The organism is Parapedobacter brassicae (genome assembly GCF_051400755.1).
GTDB lineage: Bacteria > Bacteroidota > Bacteroidia > Sphingobacteriales > Sphingobacteriaceae > Parapedobacter.
In genome coordinates, this window is the sequence record NZ_JBLFFL010000002.1 from 688,865 (window position 1) to 715,235 (window position 26,371).

Sequence of the window (26,371 nt, forward strand, 5' to 3'; positions counted from 1 at the left end):
TTCACGAGCCTGTTTGGCGATTTTGTTCGGGCAATGCGATGGCTGGGGGTGCGGAGACCACCGGTGTAAACCGCCCGCCAGACCATTCCATTCTCCAGGTTCCCGGATTGCCGTTGCGTACAGTTAGCAGCTGCACTTCCCATTTGGGGAATCCCACGCCGGGCAGGCCCGGCTCCAGCTCACTGGGCAGGGGCTGGATGCGCCAACGGGCGGCGCAGGCCGTGGCGCCCACCTTGCGGGGATTGCTGCGGAGCACGAAGCCGGTGACCTGGGTTTTTTCTACCGCCAATTGGAGGCGCCGGGACTGGACGAAATCCATTTCACGCAATTCGGCAACGACAGCGGCCAGTCCGGTACATTTCAGTGCTTCTTCCAGGGCCCAGCGGATGTCATTTTCCCGCCTCATGGTGATGAAAATGATTCGGTCGGGCGCTACTCCGAAAGTGTTAATCGCCGGAGGAAAGAGGGTAGTGGAGGGGCTGATCCACAGGCAAATCCCACCCGCGCGCATCAGTGTGGACAATAGACCGCCCACGAAGCCGCTGGAAGCCGCGGTTTGCTCGGGAGAAGCCATGATGAATTCATGGACACGCCCGATGGGGAAGACCCCGTTGGGGAAGGCTTCTTCTACGGGTCCCAAGCCAACGCGATCCCCAGGACTTGCTGACGCCCGATAGCCCTGCCAACGCAAAATACGCTTTTGCAATTGGCTGATGATTTCGCTTTTTTTGTTGGATAGGGCAGCCATCTGATCGCTATATTCCATAAACAAAGTTACTACTAATATTTTTAGTATACATGGTTTTTTGAAAAATAATGAGATGACTATAAAATTTAACTTTTCTTAACACATCAGGGGTTTTGGGTAAGCATTTATCGTGTTATCTTTGCAGCGTAAGATTTGTCTTTTCATAATTTAGGTTTATAATTGGTTAGTTTAAAAGCCCTGATTCTCCCCGTTTCAGGGCTTTTTATTTCTTTTTCTTAGGAGAATAGTCACCATGTTAAAGGATGTTAAAGAACTATGTGCCAACCATCCTTTACGTAATTTTGCGACCATGATTCACCGCTATTTAACTATTTTCAGCCTGCTTTCATTTTTTCTACCCGCATGGGCGGATGCCCAAGAAACCGATGATTGGGGAGCGTTTGCCCAGCGTGTTGACGTAACGGCTTACCAGGGCAGGTCATTCCGATTACAGGCAGCCGTGAAGGTTGAATTGATCGACACGACGGCGGAGGCGGAATTATGGGCGCGCGTGGATAAAAAAGATAAGCGCGTAGGTTTTTTTTATAACATGATGGACAAGCCCATCCGTAAGGCAGACTGGCAGGTGTACACCATCGAAGGGCAGATCGACCAGGATGCGGAATCCCTTATGTTCGGTGGATTATATAGCCGGCAGGGGCGGTTTTACTTCGATGACTTCCAGCTTTCTATCGCATCCGAAAGCGGGGAGTTTGAAGCGGTTGCGGTGCCCATGGGCGATTTCGAAGGGGATAGCCTCGCAAAGCATTGGGGTTATTTGCAGCAGCGGGACGGCTTCCGGCTGACCACCACGCCGATGGCACCTTACCGGGGGCAGCAGGCGGCACTGGTAGACGGCTCCGCCTTCCAGAAGGCAGCCGCCCATGGAGACAACGGCCGTGCCGGGAAATTTGCGGATGTGAATGGTGTCAACCTATATTATGAGGAATACGGCCAAGGCGAACCGCTGCTGCTCTTACATGGCAATTCGCAGTCCATTGCGGCCTTTGCTCATCAGCTGCCCGAGTTTTCGAAGGACTACCGGGTGATCGCAGTGGATACCCGCGGACAGGGCAAATCCACCGAAGATGGTCAGCGCTATACCTATGAGCTGTTTGCCAAAGACATGAAGGCGTTGCTGGACAAGCTGGGACTGGACAGCCTGAATGTCGTGGGCTGGAGCGATGGAGGCAATACCGGTCTGATCATGGCCATGAAATACCCGGAGAAAGTGAAGCGACTGGTCACGATGGGCGCCAACGTATACATGGATAACAGTGTAGTAGATCGGCGGGTCGTGAAAGAAATCGAAAAGCGGGTGCAGGATTACCGGGCAGACACGACCCGTAAGGCTCAAAATACCGTCCGCCTGATGCAATTGCTCTTATCGGAGCCCAATCGGGTGTATGATGATTTACGGGTGATCCGGTGTCCGGTGCTGGTCATGGCCGGCGAAAACGACATTATAAAAGCAGCACATACCCGTGGCATCGCCGCCCATATCCCCAACAGCACACTTTACATTGCGCCGGGTGAAGACCATTACTTTCCGATGAACAATCCAGCGGAGTTCAATCGTGTGGTGCGGGAGTTTTTAGCGCGTTGATCCGTTTACCACGGCGATGAAATCCGATTAAGCCACCAGTCCCGCTCGTTTGAGCAGCGCATCGGGCTCCGGCTTGCGGCCCCTGAACCGGATATACAGTTCCATCGGATCCACCGTGCCGCCGCTGGCCAGCAAGGCTTTGAATTTGGCGGCCGTGTCAGGGTTAAATATCCCCGTCTCCTTGAAGTAAGCAAATGCATCGGCATCCAGTACTTCGGCCCACTTGTAGGAATAATACCCCGCAGCGTACCCTCCCGCAAAAATATGAGCAAAAGATGGACTTTGTGCCGTGCCGGGCACATCGGGGTATAGTTGTGTCTCGCGGACGGTCTCTTTTTCAAACTGTTCGATGGGAGTGTCTGCGCTGAGCTTGCCGGTATGGTAGGCCATATCGAGCAGTCCGAAACTAAGCTGGCGCATCGTCTGGTAGCCCTCCATGAAGTTGGCGGCCGCCACGATTTTATCGATCTCTTCCACCGGCAGTGGATCGCCGGTCTGATAGTGTCGGGCGAAGGAACGCAGGAAATCCTTTTCATAGCAGTAATTTTCCATAAACTGCGATGGAAGTTCCACGAAATCCCAGTAAACATTGGTGCCCGAGAGGCTTTCATAGGACGTGTCGGCCAGCATGCCATGCAGGGCATGCCCAAATTCATGGAAGAGCGTAGTCACCTCGTTGAAGGTAAGCAGCGATGGCACCTCGCCCACGGGCCGCGCGAAGTTGCATACGATGGAGATATGGGGGCGCACGTGCTTGCCATCTTCCTTCCACTGGCCGCGATAGGCCGTCATCCAGGCACCCGCCCGTTTGCCTTCCCGGGGATGCCAGTCGGTATACAGCAGCGCTTTATGTTGGCCGTTTTCCAGTACCTCGTAAACCGCAACCTCGGGATGGTATTTAGGAATATCCGTGCGCAGCTCGAAGACGAGCCCGTAGAGTCGGCTGGCGGCATCAAACGCGGCTTCCAGCACCTGAGGCAAGGGGAAATAAGGTTTCAAGGCTTCTTCCGATAAGTTGAACGTAGCCTCCCGTAGTTTTTCGGCATAATAGGCATGATCGTAGGGCATGGTGGGCGAAATGCCGTCGGCTTCAGCCAACGCCTGCAACTTAGCAACCTCCTGCGCAGCATGGGGCTTGGCCCTTTGCAGCAGATCATTGAGGAAGCCGAATACGATGGCCGGAGAGGAGGCCATCCGTTCCTGCAACACAAAGTCAGCATGGGTGCCAACGCCCAGCAGCTTCGCCCGGCGGTCGCGCAGGTCTACGATATCACGTACAATGCCTTCGTTATTGTATTCGTTGGACTTCAGCGCCCGGGTGGCCGAAGCGAGGTACAGCTCCTTGCGCAGCTCCCGGTTGGCTGCGTATTTCATGAATGGTACAAAGCTCGGAAAATGGAGCGTGAATACCCATCCGTCAAGATTCCGTTTTTCCGCATCGGCCTTGGCAGCAGCCAGGATGGAATCGGGCAGTCCCGTCAATTGCTCCCGGTCCTGCACATGAAGCTGGTAAGCGTTCGTCTCCTGGAGCACATTTTGGGAAAATTTCATCGTCAGCGTGGCCAATTGCTTGTCGATCTCACGGAGTTTTTCTTTGTCTTCCGGTGATAGCAATGCACCGTTGCGGACAAAGCCCTTATAGGTCTTGTCCAGTAACCGGCTTTCCTCGTGTGTCAGCGACGATTCGTCTGCCTCGTCATGCACCTGCTTCACCCGTTGGAACAGCCTTTCGTTGAGCATGATGTCGTTGCTGTATTCCGCTAAGATGGGGGACAGTTCCTGTGCGAGCTGCTGGATTTCATCGTTGGTCTCTGCCGAATCAAGGTTGAAAAATGTAGCGGAGGCGATGTTGAGCCGTTTGCCGGCGTATTCCATCGCGGCGATGGTATTGGCAAAATCCACCGGAGCAGGATTGCCGGTAATGGCATCGATTTCCTGTTTGGCTTCCTCGATCAGCTGTAGGATGGCCGGCTTGAAGTGTTCCGGTTTTATCGCTTCAAAAGGTACGCTATCGAATGGGGTGCCAAAAGGCTTCAACAAAGGATTATCCATAATAAATAAAACACTGAGCTGCTAAAATTATGAAAAATCGCTGACATTGACGATTTGGTGAAGGGTTGGTGAGCTATTTTTTGTTTTTACGTATTATTTTTTTAATTTTGTCGTATAAAAAATAGGAGGTAAAAATGGATGCCAAAATTACGCTTTCCTTTGATAAAGATGTTGTCGAGCAAGCCAAGGCTTTTGCCGACGCCCATCATATTAGCCTTTCGCGGCTCACCGAATTTATATATCGCCAGCTTGCTGCGAAGTCATACGGAAGTTTGGAAGAGTTGCCCATTTCCGATTGGGTAAATATGCTGGCGGAGGGGCAGGTGGAATACCAACGTCCGCGCAGCCGCAAATCCCTGAAAAACGAGTACCTCAACACCCGCAAATGAAGGTATTTCTGGACGCCAATGTACTCATCGCTGTGCTGAATAAGGAGTATCCGTTGTTCAGCCATGCGGCGCGGGTATTGAGTTTACAGGATGATCGGCGTTTTACGTTGATGACTTCTCCGTTATGCCTGGCCATTTCTTTTTATTTTGCCGGAAAAAAATCCGGCGCTGCCCATGCGCGCACGAAGATTGCCCTGTTGGCGTCCCGCTTGGGAATCGCAGCCTCCGATGCAGCGACCGTCAGTCAAGCGGTAGCCGATAAGCGTATACATGATTTTGAGGATGGGCTGGAATACTACGCGGCGGTGCAATCCGGTTGTGATATCATCGTTACCGAAGATAAGGGCGACTTCTATTTTTCCGATCTCCCGGTATACAGCTGTGCAGATTTCTTAACGGAGTGTGTCTTTGGGAAGTGACTGTTTCTTAGGTGCGCCACGCACCGCAGTGGCCCTGAGCGGATCCTCCGGCCAAGCGTGCTTGGGATAGCGCCTTTTGAGCTCCTTGCGCACTTCGAAATAGGCCGTCTGCCAGAAGCTGCGGAGGTCTGACGTAACCTGTACGGGTTTGAATCCCGGAGAGAGGAGGTGCAGCACTACGGAGGTCTGCCCATCGTTGATACGTGGCGTATCCATCAGACCGAATACTTCCTGCAGTCGAACGGCCAGTATGGGTGGTTCGCCGAGGGATGAGTACTGGAGCTTGATGAAGGAGCCGCTCGGTACGGTCAGCCCCGTAGGGGCCAACCGGTCCAGCGCCTGTTGTTGCGTGTAATCCAAGCTGTGCCGCAGGATATCCAGGATCGCCAACTTTTTCAGCTCCTCTATCTTGCGGATACCCCGAAGATAGGGGGCAAGCCACTGTTCGGGATGCCGCAGCAGGGTAGGCGTGGACACATCGGGCCATCCTTCCTCGGGCCGCCAATGCCTGAGGCTGAGCACCCGGTTTTGCCACTGTTCCACGGGTCCCGTAAAGTCCAGCAGCTGCTCACCCTCGGAGCGGATGGCTCCACTGATCGCGTTGGTGACGGCTGCCTCATCTGGGGTATTTAGTGAGGTCGATTCGAGTATGATGTTGCCGATGCGGCGGTCGTGCGTAGCCACAATGCCCCCTTTCTTGGTATCCCAGGCAATGCGTTGGGTTTCTTGAACAAATGGAGATAAGTCCGCAGGGTTGACCACCGAGGCCATGAATACCTTTCCCAACCCGTCGCGGGCATCGAGTGAAGCAATGGATAGCCAAGGCTCGTGACCGAGGTCATCGATAGGCGGCACGACAGCGCGTTTGCCATTGGCCAGCTGATAGGTGCCCTTGCCGTCGGTCCTGGCTTTGGCGATGCGCTCCGGATAGGCATGTGCCAGCAATAGACCGGTATCGTAAGGATCGACTAAGCCGTTTTCTTCCATCACACCAAGCAGCCTACGGTAGGAACGGGCGATCTGTTCGATACGATCAAAGCGTTTGCCCTGCTTGCCGTAGGTCCGGTGTTTACGCAAGGCTGTTATACGAAGGTCGATATCGATGCCCGCGTCCCGGCCAAGCGGGTCCCGCTCCTCCAGCAGGGCAGCGATATCCGTGGCGAGGTTGGCCATGCCCAGGCGCGTGCCCTCCAGCAGCATATGGGCGATGCGGGGATGGCAGGGCAGGGCTTGGATGGCCTTGCCGTGAGGCGTGATATGGTGTTTGGACAAGGCCCCCAGCCTGTGCAAGAGTTCCCTGGCCTGGGCCACGGCGGTGGGCGGCGGAATGGTGAGCCAGTCCAGTTGACCAAGGTCATGGATGCCCCACTGCGCGGTGTCGAGCAGCAATGAAGTGAGGTCGGCCTCGAGGATTTCGGGTGTGCGGTAGGGCGCCATCCGCTGTTCGGTGGCCATGGACCACATGCGGTAGCAGGTACCCGGTCCGAGCCTGCCTGCGCGTCCTGCGCGTTGGTCGGCGGCATCGAGGGAAATGCGGACGGTCTTGAGGCGCGACAATCCCGATGATGGATCGTAGGCCTGGGTGCGGGTATAGCCGCAGTCGACTACAACAGAGATGCCCTCAATGGTGAGACTGGTTTCGGCGATGGAAGTAGCCAGCACGATCTTCCGCTGCCCCTGACGATTGGGCTGGATGGCGGCATGCTGCTCGGCGAGCGACAGCTGCCCATACAGCGGGTGAATGGCCACACCCAACGGATCACCCAACAGCAGTTGCTCGCATGTGCGGATTTCGGCCTCGCCGGGGAGGAAGGCTAGGATGTCGCCTTTCTTTTCCCTGCAGGCCCGGGCGATCGTACGGGCACATTGTTCGGGCAACTGGAATAGGTCAGGCGCCTCGGTGTGGATGATGTCAACGGGATACATACGCCCCTGGCTTTCTATCACCGGCGCATGTAAGCGGGCAGCAAGCTGGTTGGTATCCAGCGTCGCCGACATCACCAGCAGCCGGAGGTCGGGGCGCAGCACCTGCTGGCTTTCGCGGCACAGCACCATAGATAGGTCGGTATGGAGCCGCCGCTCGTGAAACTCGTCGAAGATGACCATGCCGACGTCTTCCAGTGCATTGTCTTGGTGGAGCATGCGGGTGAGGATGCCTTCGGTGACCACCTCGATCCGCGTTCGGGAGGAGGTTTGGTTTTCGAACCGCACACGGTAGCCCACGGTTTCGCCTGCTTTTTCGCCCAATAGCGCCGCCATGCGGTGGGCGATGCTGCTCGCGGCTAGTCGGCGCGGCTCGAGCATGACGATTTTCTTGTCCCCCAGCCATGGTTCATCCAAGAGCGCCAGCGGCATAATGGTGCTCTTCCCAGCGCCGGGAGGGGTACTCAGGATGAGCGTGTGGTGTGTGCGCAGGTGCAGCCTTACTTGAGGCATCACCTCAACGATGGGGAGGTTTATGGATGAAAGGTCAACATATGCGGACATCTGCGACCAAAGATAGGAAAAGCCGTGCGTATCGCCTAGAATTGGATATATTTGCGGATGCTTGAATTTGAGGAAGCCCATGTTTTCATGTTTCGCACCACTACGGTGGATCAGCTTTCGGAGACGGCTATCCTATCGGTTGGCAATCAAGGATTTTCGGCAGAGACGAAGGCAATCCTTGCGGTGCGTCACGTGGAGATAGATGTGGACAAGGGCGTGTTTGCCTGCCGATTGACGAACGGTGAAGAAGCCCTGATAGGGGTGGTGCAGGAACATGGGCACGTGACGATATCAAGCGACACACCCGGTCCGCCTGACCGGCTTACTGCGGCAGAGGTGACGGTACTGACCGCCATCTTGAGGAGGGAAGCGCTGGGTATATTTTTCAGGCCTGCCCTGCGGCAACAGAAATTGCGGCAGGCAGCAGTGGCCTATGGGCTGGAACACGAGGCCGACTTGGATCGCTACCTCTCGCCTGTGCTTACCGGCGACCGGCTGATCATCCAACCGCGTTTGCCGGGACTGCTTTCTCTTGCTTCACCCAAACTCCAAGAATTGGGCAAACAGGCCGAACACCACCGGCTGAAACAACCCCTCGGTCTATCGTCTGTAAAAGGGGCAATCGTGGTGATCAGTAGGCATAGGTATTATAAATATTTGGTTGTTGAATTGATTGATGCCGAGCGTACAAAGCTGGATAAGCTAAAGCTCCCATTTACAAAAATAAACCCGCTCGAACGGGTCACATCTGCCGAGGGCATCGAGGAGGCGAGGTTTTATGCCGCCATCGCGAGACTACAACAGGTGGGCGACGGGGGTAGCCGGATCGCGTCCGATCTGGAGGCACTGCGCATCATCCTGAAATACCACGGTAACCACCCCTTTTACTATCACGATGATCACATAGGTGAAAACCTGTCGCCTAAATCTTTGGTGCGAGTGAATGTGGCAGCCGTGCCGAATACCATACGGCTATCCGTCAATGCCGAAGGGGCTTTCTACGCGCTTACGGGGGTTGCTACCCTTGCAGGCAAGCCCTATGCGCTGCATGATCTGGCACTGAAGTTTGGCTATTTCTTCTTGCTGAAGAATGTGCTCTACCTGGTGGACAACCCCGTCCTGTTATCCGTGGTATCACTGCTGAGGGAAAGCGGGGGAAAGCTACTCATCCACGCAAACAAGTTTCGGGATTTCCAGCGGCAGTTGCTGGATAAGCTATCGGACAGTATCCGTATCGAGTTTCCCGACATGAAGCCGGGTACGGCCCTTCAGCTTGCCGAAACAGGCTTTTCAGCTCCTCCCGAACGATTGATTTACCTGTCGGATTTCGGCAGTCATGTGATGATCATCCCGGTGGTCCGCTATGGGGAAGCAGAAGTAGCCATCCGTACGGAAAAGCAGGTGAAGGCCATAGATGAGCGAGGAAATGATTTCATGGTGCCGAGGGATGATGATGTTGAGCAGGCATTCATCGCCCTGCTGATCAAACAGCACCCCCATTTGCCGGAGCAGCTGGATAACCAACTTTACTACTTTTACCTGCACAAGAAGTACTTTCTCGACGAGGAATGGTTTCTTCCGGTGTTTGACAGGTGGCGCGAAGAAGGAATTGAAGTATATGGATTTAATGAGTTAAGTGACAATAAATTAAATTCAAATAGTGTAACGATAGCAATTAACGTAACCAGTGGCTTGAACTGGTTCAACGCCACACATGAGGTGCGCTTCGGAAAAACGAAAGCCTCGCTTAAAAAGATCCAAGCCGCCTTGCGCAATAAAAGCAAGTACGTGGCACTGGATGACGGCACAGTGGGCGTCCTGCCGCAGGAATGGCTCGATAAGTTTGCGGAGTACTTCCAGGCTGGCGAGGTGGTAGATGACGAGACTTTACGGTTTGCCAAAACCAATTTCGAGACGTTGGCAACCCTTTATGATGCGGCGATGCTGGACAAGGCAGTTGCCGATGAGCTGCGCGAATTGCGTGAACGGTTGAATAACTTCGAGTCCATTCAGACCCTGGATACGCCCCGCGGTTTGAATGCAACATTGCGTCCTTATCAGCACCAAGGACTAAATTGGCTTGGTTTCTTGGATGCTTTCAACTTCGGTGGGATACTCGCGGATGAGATGGGATTGGGGAAGACGGTCCAAATCATCGCGTTTATGCTCTCGCAACGCGAAGCTGGTCGTAGGGGAACTGACCTCGTGGTCATGCCTGCCACGTTGATCTTCAATTGGCAGCGCGAACTGGCTACATTGGCACCCTCGCTGACGGTGCTGACGCTGTATGGTACCGGCCGTACGAAATCCGCCGCAACCATCGCGCAGCATGACGTGGTACTGACCTCCTATACGACGTTATTGACAGATATCCGCTTTTTGAAAGATTTTACATTCAATTACGTGTATCTGGATGAGTCGCAGTACATCAAAAATTCCGATTCGCAGCGGTATAAGGCCGTACGCCTCCTGCAAGCGCGCAATCGGATCGCCATCAGCGGTACCCCTTTTGAAAACAGCTCATTCGACCTTTATGGGCAGCTGTCATTTGCCTGTCCGGGGTTGCTTGGCGATAGGCGTTATTTCCGCGACGTGTACGGCCGACCGATTGACCAGTTTAAGCATAAAAAACGCCGGATTGAACTCCAGCAAAAGATTAAGCCATTTATCCTCAGGCGTACCAAGCAGGGGGTGGCCGCGGACCTGCCCGAAAAGGTATCAACGGTGCTGTATTGTGAGATGGGTGAACAGCAGCGGAAGATATATGATGCATATGAGAAGGAATTCCGGGAGTTTATTTCCGCCCTTTCCGGGGAAAAGCTGGACAAGAGTCCCATGCACGTGCTCCGCGGCCTGACCCGCCTCCGTCAAATCTGCAATTCGCCGGCGTTGCTGCCCGATGGGATGCTGAATACCTCGGTGTCCGCTAAAATTGAACTGCTGAAGGAGCAAATACAGGACAAGTCTCCTTATCATAAGGTAGTTGTCTTTTCGCAGTTCGTGTCGATGCTGCACCTGATTGAGGATATGCTTAATAGTATTGGTGTCCGTTATGTAAGCCTTAGCGGTAGCACGCGTGGACGGGAACAGGTCGTAACTGCTTTCCAAGATGATCCGGAAGTGCGGGTATTCCTGGTCAGTCTCAAGGCAGGCGGCACAGGGCTCAACCTGACCGCGGCCGAAGTGGTGTATTTGATAGATCCCTGGTGGAACCCAGCCGTGGAAAACCAGGCGATAGACCGCGTGCACCGCATCGGGCAAGACAAAAAGATCGTGGCCTATCGGTTGGTGACGCCCGATACGGTGGAGGAGAAGGTGTTGCAATTACAGGCAACCAAAAGCGCATTGGCGGACGGGTTGATACGTGGTGATGCCTCGTTTTTCCGGACGCTGGATAGGGAAGCGTTGCTTGGATTGTTGTAACAGGCCGAAAAACAAGCGCTACTTCACCTCAATACGCCTATTCCGAAAAACCAATAGGAAAAGCACGGCCAATGCGAGCGCATAAGCAGCGAAGGTAAACCAAATGCTGGGCCAGTCCCGTACACCGCCGGCGGTAAAGTGATCTACGACCCAACCGCTGCCGTAACCGCCGATGACGGCACCGAAGCCGTTGGTCATGATCATGAACAACCCTTGCGCGCTGGATCGGATTTTCGGTTCCGCCACTTGCTCAACATACAGCGAGCCCGAGATGTTGAAGAAATCAAAGGCCATCCCGTAGATGACCATGGACAATACCAATAGGTACAGCCGGTTATCGGGATTGCCCAAGCCGAACAGCCCGAACCGCAATACCCACGCAAGAATACTGAACAGGATGACGTTGCGTATGCCGAAGCGGGTCAGGAAAAATGGGATCAGGAGGATGAAAAAGGTTTCTGAAATCTGTGAAATGGAAAGCAGCAGGTTGGGATGTTCCACGCCGAAGGAATCGGGATACGTTGCCTTGAAATCGTCCAGAAACGGACCGCCGAATGCGTTGGTGATCTGCAAGGCGGCGCCCAACATGAGCGAAAAGATGAAAAACAGTGCGGTATTCCGGTGTTTGAATAAGACAAAGGCATCCAATCCCAATGACGACACCAGGGATTTTTTGCGGGTCTCATCCAAAAATGGGGGCGATGGCGGCACGGTAAACGCATAGCACCCCAGAAATAGTCCGGCCCCCGCCGCCAAGTAAAGCTGATACGGACTCTTTGTCCAGTCCAGTAAATCCACGATCCACATCGCTGCAATGAACCCCACCGTTCCCCACACCCGGATGGGGGGGAAGGCTTTGACCACGTTGAATCCCCTGCGGGTCAGTACATTATAACATACTGAATTCGAAAGCGCTAGTGTGGGCATGTAAAACAATGAGTTGACCAGCATCAGGCTGTAGAACGTCTGGAAATCGGTCACCCGCGTGGCGGCGATCAACGCGGCGGCGCTGATGAAATGCGCCACGGCATATACCCGCTCGGCATTGATCCAGCGGTCAGCCACGATACCCAGCAGCCCGGGCATAAAGATGGAGGCAATGCCCATCGTGGAGTAGACGGAGCCGATTTGCAGGCCAGAAAAACCCAATTGTCCCCCCATATACCCACCAAGGGAAATGAGCCACGAACCCCACACAAAAAATTGCAGGAAACTCATCACCGTGAGCCGGATTTTTATTGCCATAGCGGCCTCTCCATTTACGAGGATTTTCTTCGGGTTAGTTCATCCCGGATACGTGCGGCCTTTTCATATAATTCATCCGCCAGCGCTTTGGATAAGTTCTCTTGCAGCTGTTCGTCGGTCATGGATGCGAATGATGACGTTTCTTTGGTAGGTATGACCTCGGGGTCGTTGGCGGCTGTCGATTCGATGTTTTCGAGAAATACAAAGTCGTTGCCCTCGATGACGATCCCCGCAGACGCCAAGATAAACTCGTATGTATATACCGATGCCTTGAAACGTACTGCCAAGGCGATGGCATCGGATGTGCGCGCGTCTATTTCGGTTTGTTTTTGGCCGTCGTTGAAGACGATCTTCGCATAAAAGATACCGTCTACGAGGTTATAGATGATCACTTCGTCGATACGGATGTGATAAGTGTCAGCAAATGTCTTAAATAGGTCGTGGGTGAGCGGCCTACTGGGTGTCATCTTTTCGATTTCGATAGCAATGGCCTGTGCTTCGAATCCGCCAATAATGATGGGCAAGCGCCGTCGTCCTGATACCTCTCCCAATACCAGGGCATAAGCTCCCGATTGGGTTTGGCTGTAGGATAAACCGACAATATCTAACTTTATCTTCTTCATACTTCATTCCCTGACGGGAGATACAAAGATGCGAATTGTAATTGAAAAATACGGTTACCTTATTCGCTTTTATAGTATAAAGCTGTCAGTATTTTCTTGAAAAACCATCATTTAGTTGCCTTTGTAGGCCTTGATGGCAGCCGTAAGCTTGGGTACCACATCAAAAGCATCACCTACGATACCATAGTCGGCCACCTTGAAAAAAGGGGCTTCGGGATCTTTGTTGATGACGACGATGGTTTTCGACGCGCTTACGCCAGCCAGGTGTTGGATCGCACCGGAGATGCCGATGGCAATATACAGGTTGGGGCTTACGGCGATGCCCGTTTGGCCCACGTGCTCTGCATGCGGCCGCCATCCGGCGTCAGACACCGGTTTGGAACAGGCCGTCGCAGCGCCCAATACCTCAGCTAACTCCTCAATCATCCCCCAATTTTCGGGCCCTTTGAGGCCACGGCCAGCGGAGACCACAATTTCCGCATCGGGCAGGGTGATCTTGTCGGTGGTGCGAACAATATCTTGGATAACCGTGGTGAGGTCACCCGCACCGATTGCTGGACTGAACGGTTGTACATCAGCGCTACCGCCTATTTCGCGTACTTCAAACGCATTGGGGTTGAGTGCGATGACCTTTTTTGCCGAGGTTAGTTCGGTGACGGCATATGCCTTGCCTGAGAAGGCGGTCTTCTTTACGGTAAGCTTATCTCCATCGATCTGCGGCAATGCGATTGCGCCGTCGGCCAGTCCGGCCCCAAGCTTGGCCGCAACTCGGGGTGCCAGCCCCTTGCCGCTGAAGGAATTGGAGATCACCACGATGGCGGCATCAATTTGGTCGGCTGCGGCCGCAATGACGGAAGCGTATGCCTGATTAATGAACTGGCTAAGTTGCTCAGATGATACATGAAGCACGGTGGATGCACCATAATTGCCTAATGAGTTGAGCTCAGTTTGGTCCACATGACCGATCGATATCGCCGTGAGGGACGTGTCCAACATATCGGCAATGGCTTTGGCGTACGATACGACCTCATGTACGGATTTTTTGAATTTGCCTTCCGTGTGTTCGGTATATACTAAAACTGACATATTTCTTTGTTTACGCTTTTCGCTGTTGCTTTTTGCTCCTTACTCTTTTTTCCTTACTCTTTATTCCTTACTCCTAAATCACTCTAGCCTTGCTGTGCAATAAATCCACGAGCTTCTCCGTGTCGTTTGCGTCGACCAAGGTGACGGCGCCCCGCGGTTCAGGTGTCTCGTACCCGACGATGCGGGACAACACGGGTACGTCTGCCGGTTCCACCACGGTCAATGGTTTGGTGCGGGCACTCATGATGCCGCGCATGTTGGGGATCCGAGGCTCAGCTACTCCCTCCGCTGTACCGGCAATCAAAGGAAGGGGGATAGCGAGTACCTCCTTGCCGCCCTCGATTTCCCGTTCTATGGTCGCGGTACGATCATTGATGTCAATTTTCTTGGTCGTCGATATGGAAGGGATGCCCAACAGTTCGCCGACAAAGGCGGCGACTTGTGAACCGTTGTAATCGATGGATTCCCTGCCGGTGAGGATCAGGTCAAACGACCTGTCTTTTGCATAGTTAGCGATCTGGTTAGCCACAAACCAGGCATCGCGCGGCAATGCGTTGACGCGAACGGCTTCGTCAGCACCCGTCGCCAGGGCTTTACGTATGGTCGGCTCGGTACTGGCTTCGCCGACGTTAATGACCGTCACCGTACCTTTTCCTGCTTCGGCTAAGCCGATGGCTTTGGATAGGGCGATCTCATCGTAAGGATTGACGATGTATTGGAGCCCCGCGGTGTTCAGCACGGTGTTGTCGTTCGAGAAGGTTATTTTTGAGGTGGTGTCCGGGACGTTACTGATGCATACTAGTATGTTCATAACACTGGTTTTTCACAAACATCGACAAACTTTTAGTCTTTTGCAAGTTTGGTGACCGGTGGTTGGTGATCGGTGATTAGTGGTGAGTGATTTGCTGGAAAAATAGTAAGTTTGCTACTTGAAGCGAGGTTAAGCATGAGTGAACGTTTGATGCAACTGATCGATTTTCTGGCGGATAGCCCGAATGACCCTTTTGTGAAATATGCGCTTGCCACGGAGCATTTGAAGCTGGGGAATACGGCCGGCGCACTCCTGTACTACGAGGAGTTGCGGACCAATCATCCGGAGTACGTGGGAACTTATTATCATTTGGGCAAATTGTATGAAGCGCTGGGGCGAACGGAGGAGGCAGCCGTCGTGTATGAACAAGGCATGCACGCCGCGCGGACGAAGCGGGACATGCATGCCTTAGCTGAATTGCAGGCCGCCTACCGGGCGGCGACCGGTATGGATGACGAGGACGAATAACTATACCGTCCCGGGGTTGCTGATATCGGCAGGAGCATCATGCTTTCTCTTATGCTTGCGGTCCGCAAAGCTTTCCCTGTCGATATCAGTAAGCTGCTCCGCATCTGCTACCACATCGTTCTCGTCTTTTCCCTTCTTTTCAAACGGCTTGTTGTTGCGGTTTTCCGTCGGAACACCCACTTGATTTTTTCTATCCATGACTGCACTCCTTTCTTTTATTGTTTATAAGAAAACAGGTGGCTAGCTCCATTGTTTTGATAAACTTGGATTTGTCGCGTTATCAGGGAGTAGGGGATTAGGCCTTTTCCAAGCAGAGCTCACGCAGCTTGGCGACGACGAAGTCAATCTCTTCACGCGTGTTGTTTTTGCAGAATGAAAACCGCACATTAGGCCGCTGAGCATCGGCGTTTATACCCCGTAACACGTGCGACCCGATATCCGATCCCGAGCTGCAGGCGCTGCCGCCGGATGCCGAGATACCCGAGATATCCAGGTTGAACAACATCATATCGGCGATGTCCGTGCATGGAAACGAAGCATTGAGTACGGTATACAAGCTGTTTTGAGGCGTGAGATCACCATTGAAACGAATATCCTGGATGTGTTCCGTCAGTTGGGCAATCATGTAATCCTTCAAACCTTGGATGTAATGCCGATGTTCGGTCATATGCACGTAAGCGATCTCCAGCGCCTTGGCCAAACCCACAATGCCGTATACATTTTCAGTGCCGCCGCGCATGTTGCGTTCTTGGGCACCGCCATGGATAAAGGGTTTGATCTTGGTATTATGGTTGACGTAGAGGAAGCCCACGCCTTTGGGGCCGTGGAATTTGTGAGCCGCGCCGGTCACAAAGTCAATCTGCAACTTGGCTAAGTCATGCACGTAATGTCCCATGGTTTGTACCGTATCCGAATGGAAGATTGCATGGTACTGCTTGCACAGCGCCGATACGTATTCGATATCGGTGAGCGTGCCGATTTCGTTATTGGCGTGCATGAGTGATACAAACGACCGGGGGTTGTCTTTCAACAGCTGTTCGAGCTGTTGAAAGTCGAAATGCCCTTTTTCATCAACATGGAGTAAATTGAGCTGTATCGTGCCGTTTTTTTGCAGCGCCTCCAGCGTGTGCAGCACCGCATGGTGCTCCAGTGGGGAGGTGATTGCATGGGTAATGCCGTTGTCAATGATGCCCCTGACGATGGCCGTGTTATCTGCTTCTGTACCGCCCGAGGTAAAGAAAATCTCCGAAGGCGATGCATTCAGTAACCCTGCCACGGTTTTGCGGGCCTTCTCCACGATGGTCTTTACCTGCCTTCCCTGCGCATGGATGGAAGAAGGGTTGCCATAGTGTTGTTCCATGGTTTCGACCATGGCCTTGATGACCTCGGGGTCAAGCGCCGTGGTGGCCGCATTGTCCAGATATACTTGCATGCTGCAAAGGTAATAAGATTTTAGATTATGAGACCGGCCATCATCCGGTTTACCCCTCAAAAATAAAAAGCAAATTTTTTTGAAATGTTTTTCGGGGTTGTTCGTCTATACCAGTAAGCGGCAAAAGAGCGTGTAAATGATTGTGGCTAACATGACTGACGAAAAGCAAAGCAACATCACGGCAACCATCAGGTCTTATGGAAAGGGGTTGCTTGGCTTTATTCGCAAACAGGTAAATAATGATGCCGACGCGGAAGACATCTTGCAGGATGTGTGGTATCAGTTGACCGCGGTGATCCATACACGGCCGGTGGAACAGGTAGGTGGATGGCTTTACCGGGTGGCAACGAACCGGATCATCGATAGGCGCCGGAAAAAAACGGAAGAGCCCCTGAAATACAAGCTAACCGGGGAAACAGGTTTTGAAATGGAAGCGGCTTCATTGGTAACCGAGGGCGATCCTGAGGCTACCTACCGCGAACGCGTGGTGTGGCAGCAGTTTTATTTGGCACTGGAAGAGTTGCCGCCAGCACAGCGAGACGTGTTCGTGTGGCATGAGTTGGAACGGATACCCTTTGCAGAAATTGCGGCATTCACCGGTGAGCCTGTCAATAAGCTGATCTCGCGAAAACACTATGCCGTGTTGCACCTGCGGAAACGGCTGAAAATATTTTATGATGAATTAATAGACAATTAACTAAGGAATATCGTAACAAAATAATAAACAGATGAAACCGACATGATTAAAATAATCATCAAAGGTTTCATCTGACCATTGAAAATTAAAATTAAACAAATGAAAACATTATTCAGAAGCAGGATGCGGTTTGTATTGATACCCATCATCGGATTGGCCTTTTTGTTTTTAGTGGGATACGCGGTGATGATGCTGTGGAATTATACCCTGCCTGCGTTATTGGGTGTCAGCGCGATAACACTTTGGCAGGCCATGGCCTTATTCTTTTTGTGCAAAATCTTATTCGGCTTCAGCGGGGGCGGTCCGGGCAAGGGGCGCGGTGCATGGAAAAGACGGGCCATGCATCGGAAATTTGATCGGATGAGCGAATCGGACAGGGCGCAGATGAGCGAAGCGGACAAGGCCCAATTCAAGGCGTATATGCGCTCGAGGTGGTGCCATTGGGAAGGGATGGCCGAAGCGCCGGAAAAAAAAGATAGTGCCGAAAATCAATAAACAAAAGCAACATGACCGAGATACTCATCTTCAAAACCGATGTGCACACCACGGAACGTGTGCAGCGGGTAGCGACGGCGTTGGGGACTGTCGATTCCATTAAGCAATGGACGGTTGACCTAGAAGATTGCGACCGCGTGCTCCGCATCGTCGCGCTCAACCTCCACCCACGAAGGGTTGAGCAACTACTGGCGCGGGAAGGCATCACCTGCGAACCGATGGAATATCAATTATAGCCGGCAGCTATGCTGGGATCATCCGCATCGGTAAATAAAAATTATTGTTTACCTTTGCGGAGCAATGGCAATCGAACAACTCGAGAAGGAAGCTGTATCCTTCAACTCAATTTTGGCAACATGAACCCGCGTCTCCGCACTAATTGATTACACACACGAATAACTATTCACAAATGAATCTCAAATTGACACGTCCGTTGGCGTTTTTTGACTTGGAAACCACCGGCGTAAACATATCCGCAGACCGTATCGTAGAGATTTCCATCCTCAGGGTTTCCCCGGATGGCGATGAGGCGGTGAAAACGTTGAAAATCAACCCCGAAATGCCCATACCCTTGGAATCGACCCTTTTTCACGGCATCTATGATAAAGATGTGGAGGGTTCACCTACGTTTAAGGAGGTCGCCCGGGAGCTGTCTGATTTCATTGGGGATGCCGATCTGGCCGGGTACAACTCGAACAAGTTTGATATTCCCATGCTGATGGAGGAGTTTATCCGCGCTGGTGTGGATTTTTCGTTGGAAGGGCGGCATTTTGTGGACGTGCAAAACATCTTCCATCAAATGGAACAGCGTACGCTTAAAGCTGCTTATCGCTTTTATTGCGAAAAGAGCCTGGACAATGCTCACAGTGCTGAAGACGATGTGAAAGCAACCTATGAGGTGCTGAAGTCGCAGCTGGACCGCTATCAAGATGCGGAGTGGGAAGATAAGCTGGGCAATAAATCTATCCCGGTGGTCAATGATGTGGAGGCGCTGCACCGGTTTACCAACTTAAGCCGCCCTGTGGACTTTGCCGGACGGATGGTGTTTGATGATCAGGGCAAGGAAGTGTTCAACTTCGGAAAACATAAGGGACGGCCCGTGGAAGAGGTTTTTGCCGTAGAGCCCAGCTATTATTCGTGGATCATGCAGGGTGATTTCCCGCTGTATACCAAAAAATGCCTGGACAGGATATGGCAACGCTTCCGAATCAAACAAAGAGAAGAACGCGCTGCAGCCAGCATCAAGCAGGAAGCCCCTCAAAAACCGGCAACGGCAAGTACGCAGCCCATTCAGGACAAGCCCGCTGACAGACAGCAACAACAACCCGCGAAACAGAAACCCAAGCCGATCACGGATGACATGCTGAAAAGCTTGCAGGAAAAGTTTGGGAAATAAGGTGCTCCAATACTTACCCGCAACTGACAAAACACTGTTGAATTAGCGAAGGGAAAGCCCTATTTTTGTACGTCAAAAAAGCAACTATGTCACAAGAAACCGAACACGTGAAATGTTTGATCATCGGCTCCGGACCTGCGGGGTATACCGCTGCCATCTATGCTGCCCGGGCCGATCTCAAGCCGGTGTTGTATACGGGTATCGTGCCCGGAGGCCAGCTTACGCAAACCACGGAGGTGGACAATTTCCCGGGCTATCCGGCTGGTGTGCAAGGGCCTCAAATGATGGAGGATTTTAGAAATCAAGCAGCGCGTTTCGGCACAGATATACGCTTTGGTTACATTACGTCTGTAGACTTTTCGGGCGATGTGCACAAGGTGGTTGTGGATGGAGAGAAAACCGTAACCGCTGAAACGGTGATCATCGCTACGGGTGCTACGGCCAAATGGTTGGGACTGGAAAGCGAACAAAAATATAACGGCTTCGGTGTGTCAGCCTGCGCGGTGTGCGACGGTTTCTTTTTCAAGGGGCAGGATGTCGCGATCGTTGGGGCTGGTGATACGGCGGCGGAAGAAGCGACCTATCTGGCCAAGCTGGCCAATAAGGTGCATATGTTGGTGCGCAGGGAAGAATTCCGGGCGTCCAAAGCCATGCAGCATCGGGTGCTGAATACGCCGAACATCGAAATACACTACCACTCAGAAACGAAAGAGATTGTCGGCGATGGACAGAGTGTGACTGGGGTGCTGGTGTATAATAACCAGACACTGGAGGAGACGTTGCTGCCCGTGACCGGATTTTTCGTCGCGATCGGCCATAAGCCCAATACCGAATTATTCCAAGGGATGCTGGATATGGATGCCAACGGCTATCTCATCACCAAGCCGGGCAGCACGCGTACGAATATGGAGGGTGTATTTGCCTGCGGAGACGTGCAGGACCATATCTACCGCCAGGCGGTGACCGCAGCTGGAACGGGGTGCATGGCGGCGTTGGAGGCCGAGCGTTACCTCGCTGCCAAGGAGCACGCTATGGTATAAGCTCGTCAATCCCGTCAATCGTATACTTTAGACCCATTTTCGAGCCATTGCGACCAGTTATTGTCGTACACGTGGATTTCGGTCGTCTGCACGCTGTCGTTGTTGTATACCGGATTCCGCTGGTTGACCCATTCGTATATGCCGCCAAATAAATGGTATACGTGCCGGTAACCGGCTTTCTGGAGTTTCTCGGCGATGCGTTCGCTGCGGCTGCCAATGGCGCAATAGACCACGATGGTATCACGCTTCGGGATATCGTATACCTTGCGCATGTCAAACCAAATATAACCCACGTGCCGCGCATGTTTCAGGTGGCTTACGTCAAATTCATCCTGCTCTCGTGCGTCCAGTATGACTGCGCCTTGCTTCATCAGCGCCGGTAATTCGCTTACCGTAACCGTGGGTACGCTGTGTCGGTAAACACTGTTCAACCGGGCACTGAAATCGGGATTAATCGTTGAATCCTGCTGCTGGTGACCGAGCGTCAAACATGCTTGAATCAATAATAGTTTCCACATCAGCTTGCCGGTACAAAGTCCGAAATATGTGTCCCCATGTCCTGTACAGTCGCATCGGTCAACGCGGCTGCAACGATACTCGCACCGATGGTCGACCGGTATCCCCCGGCACAGTGCACCACAATGGGTTTTTCAGTGGGAAGTTGATGCGCCTTGGCCCGCAGTTCGGGCAGCGGAATGGGAATCGCATGGTCGAAAATAAGCGTCCCGCCCGTTTCCGAAGCATTGCGGATATCAACCACGGTATAGTCCTCAGGGTGTTCTCCGAAGTCCGCAAAATCAAACGGAACCGACACGGATGGACCACCAGCTATGGCCACCAGCGCCTTTACCTGCTGCTCATAGCCAATTTTTGCGGCTTTTCGGATCAGCGTATCCAACTGTCGGCGGTCGGCTGCCGACAAGTAAAATGGCTCACCGGGTTTTACCACCGTGCCCAGCCAGGTTTCAAACCGGAGTCCATCGGGTATATTGATGGCGTCCCGCAAGTGGCCAGCCTTGAATTGGTCCTGCGGCCGTCCGTCTATCACGAGGGTGCCTGCTGCGACCCCCTCTGCGTGGCTAAGCACCGGAATGGCTTCAATGCTCTTGGTGAACGCAGCCGCCCCTTTTTTGTTAAGCGCCACATCGAATTCAAAATAATGGGGGACGAAAGGCTGCTGTTCCAATACCAAGGAGACAAAATCATCTTCGCTCATCGGCTGAAGGGCATAGTTGCCGCTGATTTCCCGTCCTATGGTGCTTTGGAGGTCGCTGCTGATGTTTTTGCCGCAGAGTGAACCCGGTCCATGGGCAGGGTATACCAACACATCGGGGGGGAGGACCATCAGTTTCTCCCGTGTAGAATGGTATAACTGCTTGGCCAACGCTGCTGCCTTCGCCGTGAGGTGCCCCACGTTCTCCCGTAGATCAGGCCGACCCACATCGCCCACGAAAAGAGTGTCGCCGGTAAATACCGCGTGCGGGCGGTTTCGCTCGTCCAACAAGAGGATGCAGATGCTATCGGGCGAATGCCCAGGTGTATTGATGGCCTCCAAGGAAACCGCGCCCAAGGCGATGCGGTCGCCATCATCGAAGGTCTTGTGGGGATATTCAGCTCCCACGAGGTGACTGGTATAAATAGGTGCCCCCGTGAGCTGATGCAACTCCAAATGCGAACTGACAAAATCCGCATGCGGATGCGTTTCGATGATGGCAGAAATCTGAGCCTGCTGTTGAGCGGCAAAGGTGATGTAGGGTTGTGGATCACGCGCCGGATCAATCAATGCCAGTTGTCCTTCACTGACAATGGCGTAAGAAGCTTGCGCTAATCCGTTATCATAAAATTGATGTATATTCATATGTGAGACAACGTTCGCCGCAAAGATACAGAAAATGTTTTGGTGGTAAATTAATCTGTATTTTTGGCGGCATGTGGATCATAAGAAGATTAGCCATACTGGTTGGGTGCTGTTTAGCAATCGCGGGTGTATGGGCACAAGGCACGACGCCGTTCGCCAATGGCGAGGCCCATGGCAAAATAAAAGGCAGTACGATCAATGAGGCTTCGGGGCTGGTGGCCGCCGTGGCGCATCCCCGTCATTTCTGGACACATAACGACAGTGGCGACAAGGCCCGGATATTTCTCATGGATGATTCGGCCAGGCACCAAGCAACGTTTTATCTGCAAGGGATTGAAGCCCGTGACTGGGAGGATATCGGGATGATGGAGCAACAAGGACGGCATTACCTCATTGTCGGCGATATTGGCGACAACCAAAACCGGCGCCCGAATGTACAGGTTCACGTATTTGAAGAACCGCAGATTGACGTACAGGACCCCGCTGGTGTACCGGACATCGATACGATTCCGCGAGAACGGATACGTTCCTATACCATGCGGTATGAAGACGGCCCGCGGGATGCCGAATCCTTGTTTTTCGACCCGGTGGAGAAGCGGCTATACCTCATTAGCAAACGGGACCTGGCCGTAGGGCTGTATGTCGTGGATCTGCCCGCGATGGCTACGGATACCTTGACCCTCCATCGTGTGGCCTCCCTGCCATTTACCTTTATCACGGCAGCCGATATCAGTCCGGACGGGACGGAATTATTGATGAAGAACCTATTGGGCGTGTTTTATTGGAAGCGCAATGCGGGCGAATCGGTATCCGAGATGATGAGCCGGACGCCGATCCGACTGCCTTATGAGCCCGAACCACAGGGGGAAGCCATCGCTTTTTCGCGAGACGGAAGTGGTTATTATACCCTGAGCGAGGCACCCTTTGGTTTGACTGCGGTTTTGTATTTTTACCGGCGATTATAACGTATAACACAACGATTAACATGAAAGTCTATTTAAGCATTGTCTTGTTCATGTTTGCTGTGGCGAACACCGAAGGAGCCGAGGTCGACACCATCTCCGTGGCCAGTGCAGCCATGAATAAGGGCATCAAAACGGTGGTCATCACCCCGGAAGGATACGCAGACAAGGCTGCGGTGCCCGTGGTATACCTCCTTCATGGCCATGGCGGTAATTATGCCGACTGGATCAATGGTGTTCCCGAAATCAAGGTTCTGGCTGACCGATACGGATTGATGATCGTATGTCCAGATGGCGGGCGTAGCAGTTGGTACTGGGATAGTCCCGTCGATCAGTCGTTTCGGTATGAGACCTTTGTGGCCACTGAGTTGGTCGCCTGGGTTGATGAGCAATACAAGACGATCAGCAACCGTAAAGGCAGAGCCATCACCGGCTTAAGCATGGGTGGGCACGGTGCATTGTACCTGGCCATGCGGCATCAGGATGTATTCGGTGCCGCTGGTAGCACGGCCGGTGGGGTAGACATACGCCCTTTTCCGCTGCAATGGAATATGGCCGAGCGGTTGGGAAGTTATGCGGAGCATCCCGAAGATTGGGATGCCCATACCGTCGTTGAACAGCTCCACCGCCTGACGCCCCAGTCATTGGCATTGGTGATCGACTGCGGTGTCGACGATTTCTTCTACGGCGTGAATGAACAACTGCACCGTAAACTGCTGGAGCGCAATATCCCACATACCTACATCACCGGTCCGGGCGCACATAATTGGGATTATTGGAAGCAATCCATCCCTTACCAGTTGCTGTATTTCAGTGTATTTTTCGAAAGCGGAAAATAACGTTATTTTGGTTGATTTTCAGTTGATTGTGATTTATATCTAAAAAAATATGACTTTTTTGAATAAATGGGTTGACATTCTCGACTTATTTTTCCTAATTTTATTGCACAAACTAGCCGGTTATAAACTTAAAGCAAGTCCTGATGCCTAATTCATCAGGACTTCCCTTTTTACGGTGGTCACCTGCTATTTATTACCGCCGAGTTCCTGCTGCTGCCGAAGTTGGTCGACATTGTTTTTAGCCGCAAAATCATCGGTCTTTGCTGCGAATGCAGCCAATAATTCGGTAATAGCTTCTGCATTTTCGGCAGTGCGCTGGTAAATATCCGGCAATATTTCGCTCAGGCGATTGTCGCCTATTTCGATATTATCTACCTCTACCTTGCCGATTTTTTCTAATACTGCCTGCTGGCTCCGTTTTAAATCCTCCAATTCCCGGACGATTTTTTCCATCAGTTCGAATTTCTGCAACTTATCCATGATCAAATTATGTCTGGTGTTAGGTAGGTAAACAATAAAGGCGGCAAAATGTTTTGCAATAAACTAATTGATTAGTTATATTGCGAAAGATTTAGTTGTATAAATTGATGTGTTATGAATAAGGTCTTTTATATTGCGGTGCTGGCCTGCTGTTGGTTATCGATAGTGGTCGGATATGCTCAAAATAGGCAACCGGACAATAACAGGTTGCTTGAGTTTTATCAATCTCAACAGTATCGTGAGGCTGCGGAATATCTCAAACAGTATTACCCTGACACCATTGCCGATCCAACGGTGTTAAGCCGGTTGGGTTATTGTTATCGCATGGCGGGTGATTATGGGCAGGCCACCCGGTATTACCTCCAATTGTATGCATTGGACAGCACGAATACCTCGACATTGTCAAATTTGGCGGCGATCCACATCCGCCGCGGACAATACCTGCCCGCGGCTGGCTATTACCAGCGGATCATCGCGGTAGACAGCGCCCATGTGGCCGCATATGATGCGCTTTCGGGCTTGATGAGAAGGCGTGGTGAGCTGGATTCGGCATATCACTACCTCCGGCGGGCCAATCAAATACAACCTGTGAACAGCGACATTGCGTACGATTTTGCCCAGTTGTGCATGGATCTAGAGCGGCATCCCGAGGCCGACACGGTGTTGCAGCGGGCGCTGCAAGCCGATCCGGAGCACGGTTTGCTGCTGTTGGGGAAAATTAAAGTGGCAGAGAAACTGGAAAATTACCTGGAAGTGGTGAATGTGGGCGAGCGATTGGTGGAGCAGGGTGACGAAAGCCAGCAAGTACTGTCCATATTGGCCAAAGGGTATTTTCATATCGACGATTTCATCGGTTGCCAGCAGACCTATGAACGCCTGCTCGCCATTTATGAGCAGATGGGCGAAATCGATTATTACTATTTAGCGATGGCCTATAAGACCTTGAAGCGGTACAAGGATGGACTGGAATGCATGGATAAGGTGCTGGCACTGGCTATATCACCAAACGCTGCTTTTTATTACGGACGCAAGGCGGATTTGCACGACCTGGCCAACCAACCATCCGCTGCGGCGTCAAGTTACCTGCGTAGTTTTCAGTTTGAAGTGATTCCGTTGCATTATTATAGCCTTGCTGTATTATACGACCGCAAATTGAGCGATACCCGCAATGCCCTGCGCTACTATCGCTTATATCTCAAACAGCAGCTACCTCAGGAGGAACGTGTTTACGTGGATTATGCGCATAAGCGCATAGACGAGATCGCGCCGGAATAGTTCGGTAACAATCAAGTCACTCATTTGCATAGTTTTCCAGTTTCTGTTATATTTGATTGCATCTACCAAAAGGTATGATGTCATGAAAAATGCCTTGTTATGATTCTTCATGTAAATGGCCATGAATATCGCATCGATGTGCCGGACAATGCCAGCCTGCTGGATACGCTCCGGATACAGTTGAAACTCACGGGTGCCAAATACGGATGTGGGGAAGGCGTGTGCGGAGCCTGCCGGGTGCTCATCGATGGTCACGCGGTGCCCTCCTGCATCACACCGGCGGTCAGTGTCCAAAACAAGGAAATCGTAACGATCGAGGGACTGGAGAAAGATGGGCAGCTGCATCCGGTGCAGCAGGCTTTTCTGGATGAAGATGCCTTTCAATGTGCCTATTGTTCCTCAGGCATGATCATATCCGCCGTCGCATTAAAAAACCAAAATCCTAAACCAAACCAACAGGAGATCATCAATGCCATGCAGGTCAATATTTGCCGTTGCTGCGTGTATCCCCGGATCATGAAAGCAATCAGCAACGCATAG

At 52.4% G+C, this 26,371-nt stretch carries 26 protein-coding genes; 14 read left to right on the plus strand and 12 right to left on the minus strand.

Annotated elements, in window-relative coordinates; all coding sequences use genetic code 11:
• Position 1: 1 nt before the first annotated feature.
• Positions 2-766, minus strand: coding sequence for an ImuA family protein (locus tag ACMGDE_RS08340; protein ID WP_436832319.1), 765 nt, complete (start codon positions 764-766; stop codon positions 2-4).
• A 292-nt stretch (positions 767-1,058) separates the two neighbouring features.
• Here ACMGDE_RS08340 and ACMGDE_RS08345 point away from each other — a divergent pair, with 292 nt between their 5' ends.
• Positions 1,059-2,354 carry an alpha/beta fold hydrolase gene (locus tag ACMGDE_RS08345; protein ID WP_436832320.1) on the plus strand — a complete coding sequence of 432 codons (1,296 nt, stop codon included), beginning with the start codon at positions 1,059-1,061 and terminating at the stop codon, positions 2,352-2,354.
• Between the two features lie 27 nt (positions 2,355-2,381).
• Here the strand turns inward: ACMGDE_RS08345 and ACMGDE_RS08350 are convergent, their stop codons facing one another.
• Entirely contained in the window at positions 2,382-4,406 is a 2,025-nt protein-coding gene (locus tag ACMGDE_RS08350; protein WP_436832321.1) for a M3 family metallopeptidase, read from the minus strand.
• 134 nt (positions 4,407-4,540) lie between these two features.
• Between ACMGDE_RS08350 and ACMGDE_RS08355 the strand changes: the two genes are divergently transcribed.
• Together ACMGDE_RS08355 and ACMGDE_RS08360 are read left to right on the plus strand one after the other, a co-directional pair.
• Positions 4,541-4,795 (plus strand): DUF6364 family protein, encoded by a 255-nt coding sequence (locus ACMGDE_RS08355; RefSeq protein ID WP_436832322.1) that lies wholly within the window; start codon positions 4,541-4,543, stop codon positions 4,793-4,795.
• Entirely contained in the window at positions 4,792-5,214 is a 423-nt protein-coding gene (locus ACMGDE_RS08360; RefSeq protein WP_436832323.1) for a PIN domain-containing protein, read from the plus strand. The genes ACMGDE_RS08355 and ACMGDE_RS08360 overlap by 4 nt, the downstream gene beginning before the upstream one ends.
• On the opposite strand, the gene hrpB is transcribed toward ACMGDE_RS08360, so the two are convergent.
• Positions 5,188-7,701 (minus strand): ATP-dependent helicase HrpB, encoded by a 2,514-nt coding sequence (hrpB, locus tag ACMGDE_RS08365; RefSeq protein ID WP_436832324.1) that lies wholly within the window; start codon positions 7,699-7,701, stop codon positions 5,188-5,190. The two genes, ACMGDE_RS08360 and hrpB, sit on opposite strands and share 27 nt — an antisense overlap.
• 57 nt (positions 7,702-7,758) lie before the next feature.
• Between hrpB and ACMGDE_RS08370 the strand changes: the two genes are divergently transcribed.
• A complete protein-coding gene (locus ACMGDE_RS08370) occupies positions 7,759-11,124 on the plus strand; it encodes a DEAD/DEAH box helicase (RefSeq protein WP_436832325.1) in 3,366 nt (1,121 codons plus the stop codon).
• Between the two features lie 18 nt (positions 11,125-11,142).
• Here ACMGDE_RS08370 and ACMGDE_RS08375 read toward each other — a convergent pair whose 3' ends face one another.
• From ACMGDE_RS08375 to ACMGDE_RS08390, 4 genes are all read right to left on the minus strand, one after another.
• Positions 11,143-12,369: a nucleoside permease gene (locus ACMGDE_RS08375; RefSeq protein ID WP_436832326.1), complete on the minus strand. Its 1,227-nt coding sequence runs from the start codon at positions 12,367-12,369 to the stop codon at positions 11,143-11,145.
• Between the two features lie 14 nt (positions 12,370-12,383).
• A complete protein-coding gene (locus tag ACMGDE_RS08380) occupies positions 12,384-12,992 on the minus strand; it encodes a bifunctional nuclease family protein (protein WP_436832327.1) in 609 nt (202 codons plus the stop codon).
• Positions 12,993-13,103: 111 nt separating this feature from the next.
• A complete protein-coding gene (locus ACMGDE_RS08385; RefSeq protein ID WP_436832328.1) occupies positions 13,104-14,078 on the minus strand; it encodes an electron transfer flavoprotein subunit alpha/FixB family protein in 975 nt (324 codons plus the stop codon).
• A gap of 73 nt (positions 14,079-14,151) precedes the next feature.
• Complete coding sequence (locus ACMGDE_RS08390; protein ID WP_436832329.1) at positions 14,152-14,889, minus strand: electron transfer flavoprotein subunit beta/FixA family protein; 738 nt, start codon at positions 14,887-14,889, stop codon at positions 14,152-14,154.
• A 135-nt stretch (positions 14,890-15,024) separates the two neighbouring features.
• Here ACMGDE_RS08390 and ACMGDE_RS08395 point away from each other — a divergent pair, with 135 nt between their 5' ends.
• The gene (locus tag ACMGDE_RS08395) at positions 15,025-15,357 is read left to right on the plus strand and encodes a tetratricopeptide repeat protein (protein ID WP_436832330.1); all 333 of its coding nucleotides are present in this window, start codon (positions 15,025-15,027) and stop codon (positions 15,355-15,357) included.
• Here the strand turns inward: ACMGDE_RS08395 and ACMGDE_RS08400 are convergent, their stop codons facing one another.
• On the minus strand, positions 15,358-15,555 hold the full coding sequence (locus tag ACMGDE_RS08400) for a hypothetical protein (RefSeq protein ID WP_436832331.1): 198 nt from the start codon (positions 15,553-15,555) through the stop codon (positions 15,358-15,360). It abuts the gene before it with no gap.
• Positions 15,556-15,652: 97 nt separating this feature from the next.
• Positions 15,653-16,789: a cysteine desulfurase family protein gene (locus ACMGDE_RS08405; RefSeq protein ID WP_436832332.1), complete on the minus strand. Its 1,137-nt coding sequence runs from the start codon at positions 16,787-16,789 to the stop codon at positions 15,653-15,655.
• A gap of 151 nt (positions 16,790-16,940) precedes the next feature.
• Here ACMGDE_RS08405 and ACMGDE_RS08410 point away from each other — a divergent pair, with 151 nt between their 5' ends.
• From ACMGDE_RS08410 to trxB, 5 genes are all read left to right on the plus strand, one after another.
• Positions 16,941-17,486: an RNA polymerase sigma factor gene (locus ACMGDE_RS08410; RefSeq protein ID WP_436832333.1), complete on the plus strand. Its 546-nt coding sequence runs from the start codon at positions 16,941-16,943 to the stop codon at positions 17,484-17,486.
• A gap of 99 nt (positions 17,487-17,585) precedes the next feature.
• Positions 17,586-17,981, plus strand: a complete 396-nt coding sequence (locus ACMGDE_RS08415) for a hypothetical protein (protein WP_436832334.1) — start codon at positions 17,586-17,588, stop codon at positions 17,979-17,981.
• An 11-nt stretch (positions 17,982-17,992) separates the two neighbouring features.
• Positions 17,993-18,217 (plus strand): hypothetical protein, encoded by a 225-nt coding sequence (locus tag ACMGDE_RS08420; protein ID WP_436832335.1) that lies wholly within the window; start codon positions 17,993-17,995, stop codon positions 18,215-18,217.
• A gap of 173 nt (positions 18,218-18,390) precedes the next feature.
• Complete coding sequence (locus tag ACMGDE_RS08425; RefSeq protein WP_436832336.1) at positions 18,391-19,377, plus strand: exonuclease domain-containing protein; 987 nt, start codon at positions 18,391-18,393, stop codon at positions 19,375-19,377.
• Positions 19,378-19,463: 86 nt separating this feature from the next.
• Positions 19,464-20,417 carry a thioredoxin-disulfide reductase gene (gene trxB / locus ACMGDE_RS08430; RefSeq protein WP_436832337.1) on the plus strand — a complete coding sequence of 318 codons (954 nt, stop codon included), beginning with the start codon at positions 19,464-19,466 and terminating at the stop codon, positions 20,415-20,417.
• A gap of 14 nt (positions 20,418-20,431) precedes the next feature.
• Here trxB and ACMGDE_RS08435 read toward each other — a convergent pair whose 3' ends face one another.
• Both ACMGDE_RS08435 and ACMGDE_RS08440 read right to left on the minus strand, forming a co-directional pair.
• Positions 20,432-20,935, minus strand: coding sequence for a rhodanese-like domain-containing protein (locus ACMGDE_RS08435; protein ID WP_436832338.1), 504 nt, complete (start codon positions 20,933-20,935; stop codon positions 20,432-20,434).
• Entirely contained in the window at positions 20,935-22,275 is a 1,341-nt protein-coding gene (locus tag ACMGDE_RS08440) for an MBL fold metallo-hydrolase (RefSeq protein ID WP_436832339.1), read from the minus strand. The genes ACMGDE_RS08435 and ACMGDE_RS08440 overlap by 1 nt, the downstream gene beginning before the upstream one ends.
• Positions 22,276-22,346: 71 nt before the next feature.
• Between ACMGDE_RS08440 and ACMGDE_RS08445 the strand changes: the two genes are divergently transcribed.
• Both ACMGDE_RS08445 and ACMGDE_RS08450 read left to right on the plus strand, forming a co-directional pair.
• Positions 22,347-23,240 carry a hypothetical protein gene (locus tag ACMGDE_RS08445; RefSeq protein WP_436832340.1) on the plus strand — a complete coding sequence of 298 codons (894 nt, stop codon included), beginning with the start codon at positions 22,347-22,349 and terminating at the stop codon, positions 23,238-23,240.
• 20 nt (positions 23,241-23,260) lie between these two features.
• On the plus strand, positions 23,261-24,076 hold the full coding sequence (locus tag ACMGDE_RS08450; RefSeq protein ID WP_436832341.1) for an alpha/beta hydrolase: 816 nt from the start codon (positions 23,261-23,263) through the stop codon (positions 24,074-24,076).
• Between the two features lie 186 nt (positions 24,077-24,262).
• Here ACMGDE_RS08450 and ACMGDE_RS08455 read toward each other — a convergent pair whose 3' ends face one another.
• Positions 24,263-24,556 (minus strand): hypothetical protein, encoded by a 294-nt coding sequence (locus tag ACMGDE_RS08455; protein ID WP_436832342.1) that lies wholly within the window; start codon positions 24,554-24,556, stop codon positions 24,263-24,265.
• 114 nt (positions 24,557-24,670) lie between these two features.
• On the opposite strand from ACMGDE_RS08455, the gene ACMGDE_RS08460 reads away from it, so the two are divergent.
• A complete protein-coding gene (locus ACMGDE_RS08460; protein WP_436832343.1) occupies positions 24,671-25,831 on the plus strand; it encodes a tetratricopeptide repeat protein in 1,161 nt (386 codons plus the stop codon).
• Between the two features lie 99 nt (positions 25,832-25,930).
• Entirely contained in the window at positions 25,931-26,371 is a 441-nt protein-coding gene (locus ACMGDE_RS08465; RefSeq protein ID WP_436832344.1) for a (2Fe-2S)-binding protein, read from the plus strand.